This window comes from Nocardioides endophyticus, from assembly GCF_039543845.1.
Taxonomy (GTDB): Bacteria; Actinomycetota; Actinomycetes; order Propionibacteriales; family Nocardioidaceae; genus Nocardioides; species Nocardioides endophyticus.
In genome coordinates, this window is sequence record NZ_BAABKN010000019.1 from 186,602 (window position 1) to 202,135 (window position 15,534).

Genomic DNA, 15,534 nt, shown 5'->3' on the forward strand with positions numbered 1-15,534 from the left:
CAGAGCACCCGCGTGCCGTCTCAGTGCTCCCTCGCATCTCGGGCACACCGGCCGGCGTTCACGTAGCGAGCTGCCGGGCACTCGGAGCACGGTGCTCCGCCCGGTCGGGGCCAGTGGGGACTACCACGACGATCGTGGACGCGTGGTGGACCAGGTAATCCGACACCCCACCTGCTGTCGTGTGCGAGTGCCCGGACGTGTCGTCTCTGCCGATGACGAGCACGTCCATGGTTGCCGCCTCGACCGACAGCGCGCGTTCCGGCCCGCCTCGGTGCGATGCGGCACTGTGGACGTTGACCTGGACCTCGGGATGCAATGCGCGTAGAGCGTCGAGCGACTCGACGAAGGGGGGTTCGCCCCCGGCGCCGGTGCTGCAGGGCATTGCCCGGGCGGCGGTGCGGGAGTCGAAGGTCATCACCGTCAGCGGAAGCCTGAACGCGGCTGCCTCACGGAAGGCGAAGCCCAGGACCGGCAAGGAGCGGGAATCTGCGTCGACGCCGACCAGTACTCCCCGACGCCGCGGCCCGGGAGGGTACGGCCGCATCACGATGACCGGGCAGGAAGCTCGCTCGGCGAGCTCCGCGCTGACCGAGCCGAGCATCCGCCTGCGGATGGGACCACGCCCGTGCGAGCCGACAACAAGCAGCTGAGCGGTCTCTGCAAGATCGAGCAAGACCTGACGAGGATCGCCGCTCACGACGCGCGTGCGCACAACCAGAGAGGGATGGCCGGTGGTTGCGTGCTGGGCTTCCTCGGCAAGCACTTCGTCGGCGCTGGGGACGGTGGAGGCGGCCCGTGGACCGGGCTCGGGCAGGTTCGGGCTTTGCCGCGAGACGGATCCGTCGAGCGCGTGGATCAGCAGAAGTGTGGAGTGTCGCGCCGCCGCCTCGTTGGCAGCCCACCACACGGCGCGCTTGCTGTCCGTGGAACCATCGACGCCGACGACGATCGTCGCGGGCGGAACAAGTGACGTTTCCATGGAACCACTGTGTTCCGACCGCGGCAGGCCCGGGCACGGGCGGATGACCTCGGCCGGCGGGACCTAGGACCCAAGCCTGTCGCACCGAGGCGATGCGCGAATCGTCCCAGGTCGCAGGGACCAACGGCACTGTGTCAGTCCCGACTCGCCCTCCAGGATCGGAGTACGTAGTCAGACGTCGAACGGAGGAGCACCGATGTTCGCGGCAGCTGGTGATCGCCTGATCGTCCACGGCAATCGCGTGGGCCAGACGATCCGCGATGGAGAGGTTCTCGAGGTCCGTCGGGCGGACGGTGCTCCGCCGTACCTGGTCCGGTGGTCGGATACCGGCCGCGAGGCCCTGGTGTTCCCAGGGCCAGATGCCGAAATCCACCACTTCGAGCATTCGACCAGCGCCTTAAGGTGCGTGCAGGTCTGAAACGCGAGATCTCGGTCGCCCTGGCGATCAAGAGCAGGCTTCGCGATCCGTCAACACATGGGTGGGTCCGATGTGTACGTCCGCACAGTCTCGACCTCAACCTCCGCGGCCGGCACCTAGCGTCGCGGGCACGGGATCCTTGGACGGTTCGACGCCGCCATGGCACGCGCTTCGCTGCGTTGGCAGCACTCGGAAGACACCCGGTATGCCGTCGTGCCGCCGCCTTGCGAGGCACGCACCCCGACGACGCCAACCATCCAACTATTTCGCACCCGCGCCACTAGGACGGCTGCGCCCCGGGGGGCGGTGCGGCGATGCACTCTCGGAAGACCTCCTCCATCAACGGGTCCAGGCCCGCTGGTCGGCTCGTCCAGCACGAGCAGGTCCGTGTCTTCGGCGAGCGCCGCGACCACGGCCACCTTCTGGTGGCTGCCCCGCGAGTAGGCACGCGCCCTGGTCGTGAGGTCGAGCCTGGATCGCTCCACCAGTTCGATCTTGCGGCTTGCGCAAGGCTCGATGCCGCGCACCCGCAGCAGCAGGTCCACCGTCTCGCCGCCCTACAGGTTCGGCCAGAGCGCCACGTCGCCGGGCACCTAGGCGAGCCGGCGGTGCAGATCTGGTGCATTGGTCCAGGGGTCCTGCCCGAAGAGGCGCGCGGTCCCGGCTGCGGCGCGCATGAGACCCAGCAGGATCCGCAGGGTCGTCGACTTGCCGGCACCGTTGGACCGAGGAGCCCGTGGACCTCTCCTGACCGGACCCGTCAGGTCCATTCCGTCGAGCGCGCGAACGCGACCGACGGTCTTCACCAGGCCGCGCACCTCCGCCACCGCGTCGCCGGTCTGTGGGGGTGTGTCTGAGCTGCTCATGTGGTCTGGCCTCTCCGTCGGGTGGGTCTCGGCCAGCGTGATGCCGGTCAGGAACCAGAGTCAGGGGTCGTTTCGGGTAGCGACACCAACCACTCTGCGATGCGATCGCCCGCAACGTCCGGCTGATAGATGGTCTCGTGATCTGCCGTCGGCACGATCTGCACGGTGGTCGGGTGCCGGGCATCCTTCAGGGCCTTCGCGAACTGGTTTGTGAAGGCGACAGGCACCGTCTCGTCGACCTCCCCATGCAGCAGGAGGACGGGTACGTCGGGACGCAGGTCGGCGCGCTCCACCGGGTTCGCGTCCGACCAGGTCTCGGGGTCGTCCGACGGGCTGCTGCCCAGCAGCGCGACTGCGACGTCGGGGATCTGGCTGATGTCGTAAGGCCCGCTGAGCCCGACCAGGGCATCGGGTCTCACGGCGGGGGAGTCGCAGCTCGGCGAGTAGTCGTCGACCGCCAGGACCGACAGGGCGGCAAGCTGCGCTCCGGACGAGTGCCCGAGCACCGCCACCGGACCGGGGAGGTACCCGTGAGACTGGATGCTCTCGGCCGCAGCAGCCACCGCGCAGAGCACGTCCTCGACCGGAGCGGGGTAGACCACTCCGTCCTCGGCGGCCCTGATGTGAGTGGGTGCTGCAGCGATGCCCCTGGCCGCGAGATCCGACGCCAGCCCGGCGAGACCGGCCGGGTCGGCTGTGGTCCAGGATCCACCGGGGACCAGCACGACCAGCGGCACCCGCCCCTGGTGCCCCGGTAGGTAGACGTCCTCCGTCAGCCCGGGCGAGTACTCAATCGTCATCGAGGGACGTACGCCGGACGATGGGACGCCGGGCGTCGGGCTGGTGGATCCGCCGCACGACACCAGGAGTGCGACGGCGACGGCGATTGACGTCACCGTGCAAGCACGGCCACGTCCGGCTCGGATCGACATCACGCTCCAGCTCATGCCTCAGTGTGTGTCGCGGACGAGACTCTCGACAGAGTTGAGCTCGGAGGCTGGCTGGCGTGTCGTTGCCCTCCGGTGATGCTGGAGCACTCGGAGAGCCAGCTCCTTCACGCGACGTGGTGCGTTGGTGCGGTCGGTGCCTTCGAGCCAGCCGTTGGGTAGCGACAGTCGCAGGACCTTGTGCCACGCGCTCGCGACCTGCTGAGGCATCGGCGCGACGTTGTAGGTGAACCCGTACCGCTCCATGAGGGAACGAACCTGCGGAGCCAGCTCGGCGTACCGATTGCTCGGAAGGTCCGGGAAGAGGTGGTGCTCGATCTGGTGAGAGAGGTTGCCGGTCAAGAGGTGCAGCAACGGTGGACCAGAGATGTCAGCCGATCCCAGCATCTGGCGCAGGTACCACTCACCGCGGGTCTCTTCCTCGGACACCGCCTCCTGCTCGAACGTCGCGACCCCCTCGGGGAAGTGCCCGCACATGATCACCGAGTGGCTCCACAGGTTCCGCACCACGTTGGCGGTGAGGTTCGCTGTGAAGGTCGATCGCCACGCGCGCCCCGACAAGAGAGGGTGAACGATGTAGTCCTTGGTCACCTGCTTGCGAACCTTGCGGAGCATCTGGCCCACGCGGGGCTTCATCTCCGGGGCGATGTGGCGCTTGTCCCGCAGGGTCTCGCCCAGGTCGAGGTCGTACATCGCGATGCCGTACTCGAAGATCACAGCGTTGATCAGGTTCCAGAGCGGCTGGGCCAGGTGGCGAGGCTCCCACGGTTGGGCCTCGTCGACCCGCATGATCCCGTAGCCGAGGTCGTTGTCCTTGCCGAGGATGTTGGTGTAGACGTGGTGGACCTCGTTGTGCGCACGCTTCCACTGCTCAGGTGGTGACGCGTGGTCCCAGTCCCAGGTCGTGGAGTGGATCTTGGGGTCACGCATCCAGTCCCACTGCCCGTGCAGGACGTTGTGGCCGATCTCCATGTTGTCGAGGATCTTGGCGGTCGCGAGCATCGCTGAGCCGAGGAGCCAGGCGGCTCTGTTCCGGCTGGCGAGCAGCACGACTCGGCTGGAGAGCTCGAGAGCGCGCTGTGTGCCGATCACTCGCCGGATGTACGCGGCGTCCGCGGCGCCCCGACTCGCGAGCACTTGCTCTCGCAGCTGGTCGAGCTCGCCGCCGAGCTGCTCGACGTCGGCCAGCGTGAGATGCCGGAAGTACGGGTGCGCCGGACTGGCGAGGACCGTCACCGCGCCTCCACTCCTTCGCGGCGGCAGCTGACCTGGAAGGTCTGTGGTCCGCTCATCGGTCTGCACCCGACTCGGCGCTGCGCTGTCGGCTGTGGTGATCCATCGAGACTCCCGGCGGTCCGTAGTAGTGATTGCGCCGGGGTCCGGGGCGACTGACTGTCTGGTACCCGATATGGGGAACCTCGATGCGGATGGGGACGACGTCACCCAGGTACCCGACGTCGTGACGTGGCTCGAACGCACACGCGGTGGCGGGTCGATGGGCCAGCGACGGCTGTCACCTCGATCTCACCGAGTGCCGTACGCCGTTTCGGGTACCTAGCCAGGACTGGCGTGCCCGTCTGCCGGATGCGGACGCCACCACCACAGCATTCCGGTGTCCAAGGGAGGCGCACATGTCGTCGTTGTGGCTTGATCGCGAGCACATCTCTGGTGACGAAGAGCTGTCGGACAGGTACGACGACGTGGTCGTCGGCGCGGGCCTGACCGGGCTGACGACTGCCCTCCTTCTGGCGCGGGCAGGCCGTTCGGTGGTGGTGTTGGAAGCGCGGCACATCGGTGCCGGCGCCACCGGCAACACCACCGGCAAGGTGTCCTTGTTGCAGGGCACGAAGCTCTCCACGATGCTGCAGTACCAGTCTCGTTCCGTGGTCGAGCGCTACCTGACGGCCAACCGGGAGGGCCAGGCGTGGCTGCTGCGGTTCTGCGAGACCCACGCCGTGCCGTTCCAGGTCCGAGACGCGGTCACCTACGCGCCCGATGCTGGGCCTGGCCTGCGGTCGGCGCGAGCGGAGTACGAGGCTGCGTCCTCGCTCGGACTCGACGTCCGCTGGGACGAGAGGTTGCCGGTTCCGTTCCCGCACGCTGGAGCCGCTGTATTGCACGGACAGGCCCAACTCGACGCGATGGACGTGCTCAGCACCTTGGTGCAGCAGCTTCGTGGCCATGGAGGCCACGTTGCCGTTGGCCGCCGGGTCGTCGCGGTCACCCGCCGGGGTACACCGGTCGTCTCGCTCTCGGACGGAACCCGCGTTCGTGGCCGCACCGTCGTGCTGGCCACCGGGGTGCCCACCCTCGACCGGGGACTCTACTTCGCCAAGGTCGAGGCCAAGCGCTCGTACGCGTTGGCGTTCTCCCACCCTGGGCCCCCGGCCCTGATGATGCTCTCCGCGGGGCGGCCGTCGCGTTCAGTACGAGACGCGCTCGGTCCGGGCGGTTCCCCCATGTTGCTGGTTGGTGGTGATGGGCACGCCGTCGGACGAGTGCGCAGCGAGAGTGAACACCTCGAGCGGCTCCGGTCGTGGACCGGTGAGTTCTTCCCGGACGCGGTCGAGACTCATGCCTGGTCAGCACAGGACTACTCCTCGCACGATGGCGTGCCGTACGTGGGGCCACTGCCTCGCGGTGGCGGCGACATCTACCTCGCTACCGGCTTCGACAAGTGGGGGATGACGAATGCGGTCGCGTCCGCGCTCGACCTCACCGGTCAGATCCTGGGGGAGGCGCCGTCCTGGGCGAAGCCCGTGCACCGTCGCATCACCCGACCGCGGGGTGTGCTGCGCATAGGGCGGATGAACGCCGACGTCGTCGTGGCAGCGGCGACCGGCTGGGGTGTCGCCGAGCTGCGGTCGCCACCCGACGTGGCTCCCGACGACGGCCGCGCCGACGTCGGGCGGGTCGGTCTCCGTCCCGTGGGTCGGTCGAACGTCGACGGGAAGGCCTGCTCCGTGGTTGCCGTCTGCACGCATCTCGGGGGTGTGCTGAAGTGGAACGACGCGGAGTCTTCGTGGGACTGTCCGCTGCACGGGTCGCGCTTCGCGGCGACCGGTGAGGTCTTGGAGGGCCCGGCGACCGTGTCGCTGCGTCAGCCGCCTCCTGAGCACCGGGAAGCGTGACCGGAAGCGCCTCGCAGGTCCGGGCTCCCGGGCAGCGACCTTGCCGGAGGCCGGAGCCGGCCGCGATGGGAGGAGTCATCTTGATGGCGGGTCGGTCAGGACCGGTGTTCGAGTCGAAGTAGCCACTGATCGGCCGTTGACGGCCGGGGTGATGGCGGTCGGGCTCACCTGCCTTGGTCGCATCGGATCGAGTTGGTCCCGAGTCGAGCAGCGTCCAGCTCTCGGTCCACGAGGGCGAAGACGACCGCGCATGGTCCGGACCACCCCCGCCGGGGCAGCGCAGCGGCCGCGCGTCGGGGGACGAGATCGCTCATCGTCGTTGACGGCCAAGGACCCCCGCCTGGGAACTGGTCCGTGTCCAGGCACCGTTCTCCCGGACGATGAGCCCGCGGCGTTCGAACTCGTCGAGCCAGCCCTGCATCGGCCAGGAGCCCCAGCGACGCCGATAGATGTCCGCGTTGCGGAGGATGTCGTCGAGATGCTCGACGGGAGGTCGGGAGACCGGGTGATGCTGGTGGTAGGCCCGGGCGTCACCGGTCCATCCCAGGTCGATCCCCTCGGCGCGCAGGATCTGGCCGAAGTCGGTGTCCTCTCCGCCGTAGCCGACGTACTCCTCGCAGAACCCTCCAGAACGGCGCCACGACTCTCGCGAGAGCGCGAACGACAACGACCAGAAGAGCTCCGGACTGGCTCCACGTCGAGTCTCGCTGCGGTTGAGTCGTGGGCGGGCGGGGTGTGGGTCGTCGAACGCGTCAAGGGCTGCCAGCGGGTACCCACCCGCTGGTGGCGGCGGGAGGTACGTGACCGGTCCCTGCCATACGGTCTCGGGAGCGTTCGACACGAGGCGGTGGTAGTCCGCGACCAGGTCAGGGGAGACGAGGCAGTCGACGTCCAGGGCGATCACGACGTCGCAGCCGGCTGCGAACACGGAGTCGATGCCTCGGTTGCGGGCCGCAGCCAACGGAAGGCCAGCTGGATCGGTGGCGATCGGAAGGATGCGTGGTTGGAGGCCGTCGCGCACGTGCCCCGCGAGGAGAGCGGGATCGTCCATGGCAACCACGACGTAGACGTCTACCTGGCGGGTTGAGCCAGCGAGCGAGAGTTGTTGCAGTCGGAGATGCTCATGTCGGCCGTGAGCGATCGTCACGACGCCCACGGAACTCACGTCGCGACCAGGTCGGCGAAACGTTGCGCGGCGTGACCGTCGCACCACGACGACCAGAGGCTGCCGTCGAGCTGCGATGCAGTCTGCAGCCGCTCCGACCAGCCTTCGTCCGGGAATCGGTCCTCCACCATCACCGGCCAGCCCCCGGCCGCGAGCACGGTGGCCGTGGTCCGTTGCTCCATGAAGGGTCGGGCCTGCGGGACCACGACCGCCGGCGTCCGTGACGCTGCGATCTCCGCCAGGTTGTTCTGGCCGGCCGCAGTCACCACGACGTCGGCCTCGGACAGCGCGCTGCTCGGGTCGTCGGCCCATACGCCGTGACGGCCCAGGACGGTCCACTCCCACTCGGGAGACTGGAGCTGCGCACGCTCGATCTGTGCGGCACGAAGGTCGTCGCCCCCGGCGCCGGTCATCAAGAGGACGCGAGGCCGACCGGGGGCCCGCGATGTGCGGACACGGACCGGATGACGCGAGAGGGCGCCGACCGCACACACGCGTCCGCGGATCGTGCGGGGCAGCCCGGGCAGCATGCCGCGAGCTGACGGCGGCCACATGGCAACCAGGCGGGTCGACACGTCGTAACCGAGCAGGTGAGCAGGGTCCGATCGCTCTCCAGGGAGCACGACGGTGACCACCGGTACGCCGTGCAGCCGAGCCAGCACTGCGATCTCAACCGAGACGTCGACCACGACCAGTCGAGGTCGATGCTCGTCGAGCCAGTGCGAGATCTGGGCGGTTCTCGCGCTGAGGCCGATGTCTGCTGTCGGAACCCAGTGCAAACGTCCTCGTGCCGTTGGGTCGCTGACCGTGGAGGACAGGTCGTCCTGGTCGAGACGTACCCAGGCGCCGGGCCAACCCTCTGGGGCAGGGAGCGAGGACAGTCCCGTCACGGGCTCTGTGAGGTGCCGGGCGAGCTCGAGCGCTCGATGTGAGTGGCCACGGCCGTGGTGGTGGACGTAGTAGCCGATCATGCGGCAGACCTGATGTCGATCACTTCGGAATAGCGCGCCTCGTAGCCGTCCACCATCTGCGCCGCACTGAAGCGGTGGACGGCGTGCTGGCGGACCGCCCCACGATCGCAAGCGAGTGACTGATCGATGGCAGCGGCCAGATCGGCCGGGTCATCGCCGGCCGCGAGGGCTCCGGTGCCTGCCGCGACGATCTCGGGCAGCGCGCCATGCGCCAAGCCGGCGACAGGGGTTCCGCAGGCCATGGCCTCGATGGCCACAAGGCCGAACGGCTCCTCCCATACGGGCGTCACGACAGCAACGGCCGACTGGGCGACGAGCTCGGCCAGCCGTTGATGATCGAGGTGCCCGACGTACATGACGTCGCCGCTCAGGCGAGGCTCGATCTCACGGGCGAAGTACGCCGTGTCCGGTGCTGGCCCGGCGAGGACGAGAGGGATGCCAGCTAACAGTGCCGCTTCGATGGCCACGTGTGGGGCCTTCTCGGCGACGAGTCGCCCCGTCCAGACTGCCGATCGGCCCCCGACACCGGGCTGCCAATGATCGAGGTCCACACCGTTGTGGACCACTGTGGCGTCGGCGACGTGGCGCCAGGCCGCAGCGGTGCACAGGCTCACCGCAGTGCACTCGACCGGTGCTGTGGATGCTCTCATCGCCGATTCGAGCCAGGGCGTCGGGGGAGTGTGAAGGGTGGTGAGGACGGGCACGTCCAACATCGCCGCCATCGCGACCGGCAGGTGATGAAGGCTGTTGTTGTGCACGACGTCGAAACGGTGCGATCCGGTGCTGGACAGGTCCAGCATGAGCGAGAGATAGGCGTGGTGGTCGGCCATCCACTCCTCAGCGGGGGCGTGGACGTCGCGCAGGGCTGCTGAGGTGAACTGGATGCTCTGGACGTCGAGCGCGGCGACGGGGAGGGCCGGATCAGAGCCAGGTGCGGCGAACAGGGTGACCTCGTGCCCTCGCCGGACCAGCTGACCGGCCAACTGGTGGGTGAGCGACTCGAGGCCGCCAGCGAACGGCTGACGGACCGGGTATCGGTTCGAGGCGATCAGGCAGATCCGCAGTGGTCTCACCGGGCGAGCGATTCATAGAGTCGGTCGTGTGCCGCTGCGACCATGCGACGCTGGTCTCGGCGCTGCTCGACGCTGGCGCCGAAGGCCGGTCGCTCCCGGTACGCCGTCGCGATCGCGGCGATCAGCGAGTCGGGGTCGAAGCGGTCTTCATCATGGAGATAGCTCAGCACCGGACCCTGCTCCGCGTAGAACCCGCACGTGGGGGCGACCACCGTCGTGCCGAGGTCACGGCACGCCTCCATCCAGCCGGAGTGGGTGCCGAAGCGATAGGGCAGGACCGAGACGTCCAGCGCGGACAGGTAGGCCCACAACGCGTCGTCGGGCAGGAAGTCGTGTACTCGAAGGTCGAGGTCGCCTGAAGCCGCGGCGGACTGCAGGTAGCCGGCGAGCTCGTCGTCTCGTCGACGCCCGTCGGCGTCCATGACGTCGTGGTGGGCGTTGACCTGTAGGACGGCGCCGGGCAGGCCGGCGACCGCCCGCACCAAGGTCGGCAGGATACGGAGGGGGGCCATGCTCGGGCGCAGGCTCTTGACGTGCACGCCGACACGGAACTCCGTGTCCGGGGTCGATCGGTCTCGCCGCAGCCTCGAGATGTCCTGAAGCTCAACGACGTGCGGGTGCGGGATGACCACTGCCTCCCGGCCCCAGCGCCGGCGGATCTCCGAGGCCGCCCCTGCAGTCAGCGTCACCAACGCGTCCGCGGCGGGGATGAGGACGTCGAGCTGGGCGTCGTGCGCCTCCGAGGAGAGGTGGTGGGGGTTTCGCAGATCGTGCACGGTGAACACCAAGGGCTTTCCGCGGCGCTTCAGCGTCGCGACCAGCTCGGCGAGTTCCGACGGATCGCAGGCGTCAAAGCCGAAGTGGAGGTGGAACAGGTCGAAGTCGGCCGAGTCCGCCCACTCTGGCCGCAACATGACTGGTGGCCACCACACCGCGCCAGCGGGTGTCGTCGGCTGCGAGGGGTCCGGGTCGGGCAACCGGTCGGGGCCACTCCCGGACTCGGGAGATAGGTGTCGGACGTAGACGTGGCCGGACGGCACAGACGCGATGCGCAGGCGCTGATCACGTCCGTCCGCGATCCGTCGGGCGGCGAGCAGAGCCTGGGTGTCGGTCACGACCTTCAGTACCCCGTCGTACCTCGCACAACGTCCACCCTGAGGGGTGGTTCGACCGGCTCGGTCGGGTGGGTTCCGGAAGGCAGGTCCACGACCCGAGCCATGAACGCTACGCCCGGCCAGGTCTGGAGCGTGCTGGCGGACGTGATTCCACGCAGATATCCACGTAGACAGGGTGCGAAGACGCGGTCGGCGATATCGTGCTGCGCTGAGTCGACGAGGGCCGGAAGCGCACACGCTTCCGGCCCTCGTCATCTCGCTAGCTCTGTCCGGGTGCTTCTGCCCTGACGGACTCGGCCGAGGACCTGCCTTCGTCCTGGACGCGCTGCACTGAGTCCTGCGCGGTCTCCTTGACCTGCTGGGCGGCGCCGGCCGCGGACTCCTTCAGGTTGCCGCCGAGGTCCTGTCCCACGGACTTCGCCTCGTCGACCAGCGGCTGCGCCGCGTCGACCATGCGCTGCGAGGCGCGCTGCTCCGCATCGGTGGCCGGGATGAGTGCCGCGATGACCAACCCGGCGCCGAAGGCGATGAGGCCAGCGGCCAACGGGCTGCCTTCGATCGCGTCGCCGGCGGCGTCCTTGGCGTCGCCGACACTGCCCTTCACGCCGGCCACTGCATCGCTGCCGGTCGAGCCGGCTGAATTGGCAACGTTGTAACCGCTGCCCATGACCTTGTCCTTGACCGAGCGGACCTTGCTACGCGCGGCCTCCTTGCGTCGCTCGACGATGGCGCTCGGGCTGACTCGGTCCTGCAGTGCGTCGAGATCGGTGGCCAGGGACTCCCTGGTGCCGGCGATCTGGGTGCTCAGCTCTTCTGTGCTTTGGCCCATCGGACGTCCTCCTTCAAGGTTTGCTGCGTCTGGGGAAGCTGCGGCCTGCTGGCCTCGAGCTTCTTCTTGCCAATGAGGGCGAGCACCGCGGTCGCGATGGCCCACAGGACTGTGACGATCAGTGCCGAGAGCCACAGCTCGAGGAACTCGTCCAACACGAACATCAGGGTCGTGGAGAGGAACAGCACGGTGAAGTAGCCGGCGAGGCCGGCACCACCGAGCATCCCGGCTCCCTTGGCGGCCTTCCTCCCCTCCTCCTTCAGCTCGGTCTTGGCCAGGTCGATCTCCTGGCGGATGAGCGTCGTGAGGTCCTGGGTGACGTCGCTGACGATCTCGCCGAGGCTGCGCTGGTCCGATTCGTGGCCGGGGGTGGGCGCTGGGGGCGGGGTGACGGTCATGGCAGGAATCCCTGCGGACCCGCACTTGCGCCATTCTCGTCAGTCAGCTCATCCGCGAGCGGTGAGGCCGGCACGGCGCCGACGCCGCCGGGGTACGTCGGCTCGACCGGGGAGTTGGGAACGGCGATGACCGGCTGTCCGTACGACGGCGCGGCCGACGTCCCGCTCGACCTCGGGTCGCCCGTCAGCGTCGGAGTGGGTCTCACCTCCGGCGTACCGGTGGTCGAGGAAGACGCGGTGTCCTGGCTGTGCGCCTGCTTCGCTCCTCGTGCGAGGCGACCGACGACGACACCGGCGCCGAGTGCCCCGAGGAGGAACAGGCCGGGACGGCGGCCCGCGAACTGACGGACGTCGTCGAGAACCTCGGAGGGTTCGCGGCCCTCGAGATGGGTGCCGAGGCTGCGAGAGCGGTCCGCCACCTGCTGGGTCAGCTGGGCTGCTAGGCCGGAGTCGGCGGACGAGGCCATCGACTCGAGGTCCGTGGTGACGCTCTGGAGGGTGCCGACGAGCCGTTCGAGCTGGGTGCGGGACTGCTCGCTGACCTGCCCGAGGGCCTCATCCAGGAGCCCGCGCATCTGGTCCTTGGCCTGACCGGCGACGTTCTGTGCTTCCTCGCCGACGACTGCGGCGACGTGCTTGCCCTCATCCGCAGCGGTGCCGGCGGTCTGTTGCACTTGTTCCTTGGTTTCCTGAGTCGATGTCATTGCTTCTCCTCGACTGTTTGGTGGGTGTGGTGCGTGGGTTGCTGACGAACTTCCGGGCGCATCGCCAGCCCGTTCTCAGTGCGGTGCCCCGATTCGCCTCCGGGGTCTGCACCCCAACGGGTGAACCCGCGTTCGCTCGTCGGCTCGCACTCGCCGGCGGGAGTCGGTACGCCGACAAACCGGAGCCACCCCAACGGGCGGAGTGCGCGCACGCATCGGCGGGTACTGCCGACTCGTGGCGAGTCCGCTGCGCGGACAAAGAGGCCGACAACGCCCGGCATCGTCACCCAGGCCGACGTCGCCAAGAACCCGCCGGACGACCAGATCGCGAAGCTGGTCGAGGCGACCTCAGCGGCCTCGCCAACTACTGACACACCCAACCAATACGAGGAAGCGGTATCGCGTGGAGATCATCGGAGTCATCGTGGCCGGCGTCATCATCGGCCTGCTCGGCAAGTGGGTCGCGCCCGGCGACAAGGACAACATCCCGATCTGGCTGACCATCCTGTGCGGGGTCGGCGGCGTCATCATCGGCTGGTTCGTCTACACCGCCTTCGGAGGCAACGGCAGCGACGGCATCGACTGGATCCGCTGGATCGTCGCCATCGCGTGCGCCGCCGTACTGGTGGTCATCGCCTCGAGCGTCACGGGTCGCACTCGGGCGAGGACGCGCTGAGCCTGCAGGACCGGCTTCCATACCTGCAACGCCAAGTCGGCGCCCTGGTCCGCGACAGCCTCGCGATCCGGGGCGCCGGCACGGCGCTGCCAGCTCTTGCGCGAGCCGGGCGACCTCAGGTCGGGGGGCGGAGCGTGGCGACGAAGACACGCCGCCCGTTGGTGGTCGGCAACGCCTCCACGAGCAGTTCGAGGTCTGCTTCGGTTCCGTCGGCGCGCACGAACGGCACGATCGCGGCCGTCCCGATGAGCGGCGCTCGTCCCTGCGTCAGGTGGAGCGTGAACCCAGCCAGGTGGCCTTGGTGGAACCTCGACGGGATGAGCGCCAGCAGCCGCTGCCCCACGAGCTCACCAGGGTTGTCATAGCCCAGGAGCGCGAGAGCAGGCGCGCTGACGGCGATGATGCGGTTGGTGTCGTCGGCGGCGACGAGAGCTTTCGTGGAGCGGTCGACGGGGTCACGATCCCAGTCAGCAGCGAGAACGCCGGTGCCCGGGGCCGGTAGTGCGGCGGGTGGCGGGCTCCACGGAACCGGCTCGGCGCCGACGCTCTGGGAGGCGACCTGTCCGCACAGCCAGCGGCGCAGCTCACGTAGCTCGGGCTGCATCGGGGCGGCTAGCAGCTCGTGGGCTTCGGCCAGGACGATGGCCGCGTCCATCAGCTTGTCGAGGACTTCGAAGCCCGCCACCGTCTCCGCCGGTATCCGCAGCTGCCCCACGCGCAGGGTGACGGCGGGTTCTACGACCGAGGTGAGCAGCTCGGTCACCTCGTCGAACGTGCTCGCGCCTCCGGGAAGCGCCGGCGACGGGACTTGTTCGTGCAACAGCGCCATGACGGCGCTTGCGACCGCGTGCTCGGTCAGGGCCAGGGCCTCGTCCTGCTCCAGGCGGGACAGGAGGTACTCGCGCAGCATCGTCTCGGCGTGCTCGTGCCATGCCAAGTGCATCAGCAACGGCACGTTCTGCAGGACGACCGCCACGTCAGCGGGGTTCGGCGCGAGCGCGACGCCCTGGGGGACCGTCGAGCCTGGTACGTCGAGGCCCAGCGCCTCGTCCACCGGCTCGAGGCTGAGTTCCCAGAGAGTGGGGGCGTGGACGTCCTCATGGGGCGCAGCGGCTTCCTGGCTGGTGGTGATGCGGGCCCAGACCACCTTGCCGTTCGGCAGCTCTCGGACGCCCCAGCCGCCACTCAGATCATGGATCAGCATGAGGCCGCGCCCGGTCCCGGCGAGCGCAGCGTGGTCGCGTTCAGTCGGCGGCGTCGTCGAACCGTCGCTCACCTCCAGAAGGAGGCCGCCGGCGTCGACGCGCGCGAACAGCTCGATCGGCGTAGCGGTGTGCAAGATGGCGTTCGTGACCAGCTCGCTGACCACCAGCTGCGCGGCGTCCAGGATGTCGTCGCGGTCCGCGGCGAGGAGGAGGTCTCGCACGAGGCGTCGTGCGCCTCCGGCACTACCCGGGACCGGGTCGTACCGTTGACGGACCCCAGCGTCTTCCCCCACGAACGCACCGTACCCGCCGCGCCGGTTCGGTATCCCCACAGGTCGACCTGGTCGGACGCGCACGGCGTCCGGCATGCTCGTTCGACTCAGCAACAGCGTCACTCGGCTTGGTGAGCGCTACCGTCCGGGCGTAGCGGGGGTTGAGGTGCTCCGTGAACCGCTTGATCGTCCCGCCCTTGCCGGCGGCGTCGCGGCCCTCGAAGAGGATCAGGTGCTTGGTGCCGGTGTCCGCTGCCCAGTTCTGGAACTTCAGCAGCTCGACCTGGAGAAGGTACTTCGCCTCGTCGTACTCCTCGCGCGGCATCCGCTCCTCGTACGGGTAGTTCTCCCGCCAGGTGTCCACGGCCCGGCCCTCGGGGTCGATCAGCACCGGTCGTCGTCGTGGTCCTCACCGATGGTGTGGCCGTCGATGTGGAGTCGGTCTATGTACTCCCGGAAGTCCCGCAGCATGCCGGGACCCTAGTGTCGCGCGCACCAATTCCTTGGACGGTTCGACGCCGCCATGGCACGCCCCTCGCTGCGTTGGCAGCACTCGGAAGACACCGGTATGCCGTCGTGCCGCCGCCTTGCGAGGCACGCACCCTGACGACGCCAACCATCCAACTACTTCGCACCCGCGCCACTGGTCACCGCATCTGAACACCAGGTGACGCGCACGACCGGATGGATCGCGGACCGTTGGCCCCGTCGCGTACGGCGCGAATCCACAGATGATGGTCATAGACCGGCCCGAGAGCGCCGTGGTCGGCCTTACCCGCTCTTGC

Annotated in this window: 15 protein-coding genes and 1 pseudogene; 3 read left to right on the plus strand and 13 right to left on the minus strand. The window is 68.8% G+C overall.

Annotation, left to right across the window (positions count from 1 at the left end):
• Window positions 1-58: 58 nt before the first annotated feature.
• Window positions 59-979, minus strand: a complete 921-nt coding sequence (locus ABEA33_RS15510; RefSeq protein ID WP_345527720.1) for a universal stress protein — start codon at window positions 977-979, stop codon at window positions 59-61.
• Between the two features lie 196 nt (window positions 980-1,175).
• Between ABEA33_RS15510 and ABEA33_RS15515 the strand changes: the two genes are divergently transcribed.
• The gene (locus tag ABEA33_RS15515) at window positions 1,176-1,397 is read left to right on the plus strand and encodes a DUF1918 domain-containing protein (protein WP_345527721.1); all 222 of its coding nucleotides are present in this window, start codon (window positions 1,176-1,178) and stop codon (window positions 1,395-1,397) included.
• A gap of 593 nt (window positions 1,398-1,990) precedes the next feature.
• Here the strand turns inward: ABEA33_RS15515 and ABEA33_RS15520 are convergent.
• Genes ABEA33_RS15520 through ABEA33_RS15530 form a run of 3 tightly spaced genes read right to left on the minus strand, consistent with a single transcriptional unit; the run spans window position 1,991 to window position 4,446 of the window.
• Entirely contained in the window at window positions 1,991-2,263 is a 273-nt protein-coding gene (locus ABEA33_RS15520) for an ATP-binding cassette domain-containing protein (RefSeq protein WP_345527722.1), read from the minus strand.
• Between the two features lie 47 nt (window positions 2,264-2,310).
• Window positions 2,311-3,159, minus strand: coding sequence for an alpha/beta hydrolase (locus ABEA33_RS15525; protein WP_345527723.1), 849 nt, complete (start codon window positions 3,157-3,159; stop codon window positions 2,311-2,313).
• Between the two features lie 54 nt (window positions 3,160-3,213).
• Window positions 3,214-4,446, minus strand: a complete 1,233-nt coding sequence (locus ABEA33_RS15530; RefSeq protein ID WP_345527724.1) for a fatty acid desaturase family protein — start codon at window positions 4,444-4,446, stop codon at window positions 3,214-3,216.
• 395 nt (window positions 4,447-4,841) lie between these two features.
• Here ABEA33_RS15530 and ABEA33_RS15535 point away from each other — a divergent pair, with 395 nt between their 5' ends.
• Window positions 4,842-6,341 (plus strand): FAD-dependent oxidoreductase, encoded by a 1,500-nt coding sequence (locus ABEA33_RS15535; RefSeq protein ID WP_345527725.1) that lies wholly within the window; start codon window positions 4,842-4,844, stop codon window positions 6,339-6,341.
• A gap of 310 nt (window positions 6,342-6,651) precedes the next feature.
• Here ABEA33_RS15535 and ABEA33_RS15540 read toward each other — a convergent pair whose 3' ends face one another.
• The 7 genes from ABEA33_RS15540 to ABEA33_RS15570 all read right to left on the minus strand — a co-directional run bounded on the left by ABEA33_RS15540 (window position 6,652) and on the right by ABEA33_RS15570 (window position 12,566).
• Entirely contained in the window at window positions 6,652-7,392 is a 741-nt protein-coding gene (locus ABEA33_RS15540) for a glycosyltransferase family 2 protein (protein ID WP_345527726.1), read from the minus strand.
• A gap of 110 nt (window positions 7,393-7,502) precedes the next feature.
• The gene (locus tag ABEA33_RS15545) at window positions 7,503-8,477 is read right to left on the minus strand and encodes a hypothetical protein (protein WP_345527727.1); all 975 of its coding nucleotides are present in this window, start codon (window positions 8,475-8,477) and stop codon (window positions 7,503-7,505) included.
• Window positions 8,474-9,550, minus strand: coding sequence for a glycosyltransferase (locus ABEA33_RS15550; protein WP_345527728.1), 1,077 nt, complete (start codon window positions 9,548-9,550; stop codon window positions 8,474-8,476). Before ABEA33_RS15550 ends, ABEA33_RS15545 begins: the two co-directional genes overlap by 4 nt.
• A complete protein-coding gene (locus ABEA33_RS15555; RefSeq protein ID WP_345527729.1) occupies window positions 9,547-10,665 on the minus strand; it encodes a glycosyltransferase in 1,119 nt (372 codons plus the stop codon). Before ABEA33_RS15555 ends, ABEA33_RS15550 begins: the two co-directional genes overlap by 4 nt.
• A gap of 259 nt (window positions 10,666-10,924) precedes the next feature.
• Window positions 10,925-11,494, minus strand: a complete 570-nt coding sequence (locus ABEA33_RS15560) for a DUF3618 domain-containing protein (protein ID WP_345527730.1) — start codon at window positions 11,492-11,494, stop codon at window positions 10,925-10,927.
• Window positions 11,470-11,892, minus strand: a complete 423-nt coding sequence (locus ABEA33_RS15565) for a phage holin family protein (RefSeq protein WP_345527731.1) — start codon at window positions 11,890-11,892, stop codon at window positions 11,470-11,472. Before ABEA33_RS15565 ends, ABEA33_RS15560 begins: the two co-directional genes overlap by 25 nt.
• Complete coding sequence (locus ABEA33_RS15570; RefSeq protein ID WP_345527732.1) at window positions 11,889-12,566, minus strand: hypothetical protein; 678 nt, start codon at window positions 12,564-12,566, stop codon at window positions 11,889-11,891. Before ABEA33_RS15570 ends, ABEA33_RS15565 begins: the two co-directional genes overlap by 4 nt.
• A gap of 433 nt (window positions 12,567-12,999) precedes the next feature.
• Between ABEA33_RS15570 and ABEA33_RS15575 the strand changes: the two genes are divergently transcribed.
• Window positions 13,000-13,272 carry a GlsB/YeaQ/YmgE family stress response membrane protein gene (locus ABEA33_RS15575; protein WP_345527733.1) on the plus strand — a complete coding sequence of 91 codons (273 nt, stop codon included), beginning with the start codon at window positions 13,000-13,002 and terminating at the stop codon, window positions 13,270-13,272.
• 115 nt (window positions 13,273-13,387) lie between these two features.
• On the opposite strand, the gene ABEA33_RS15580 is transcribed toward ABEA33_RS15575, so the two are convergent.
• Both ABEA33_RS15580 and ABEA33_RS15585 read right to left on the minus strand, forming a co-directional pair.
• Window positions 13,388-14,698: a PAS domain S-box protein gene (locus ABEA33_RS15580; RefSeq protein ID WP_345527734.1), complete on the minus strand. Its 1,311-nt coding sequence runs from the start codon at window positions 14,696-14,698 to the stop codon at window positions 13,388-13,390.
• Between the two features lie 169 nt (window positions 14,699-14,867).
• A pseudogene (locus tag ABEA33_RS15585) lies at window positions 14,868-15,220 on the minus strand (polyphosphate kinase 2); the annotation flags it as partial.
• Between the last annotated feature and the right edge of the window lie 314 nt (window positions 15,221-15,534).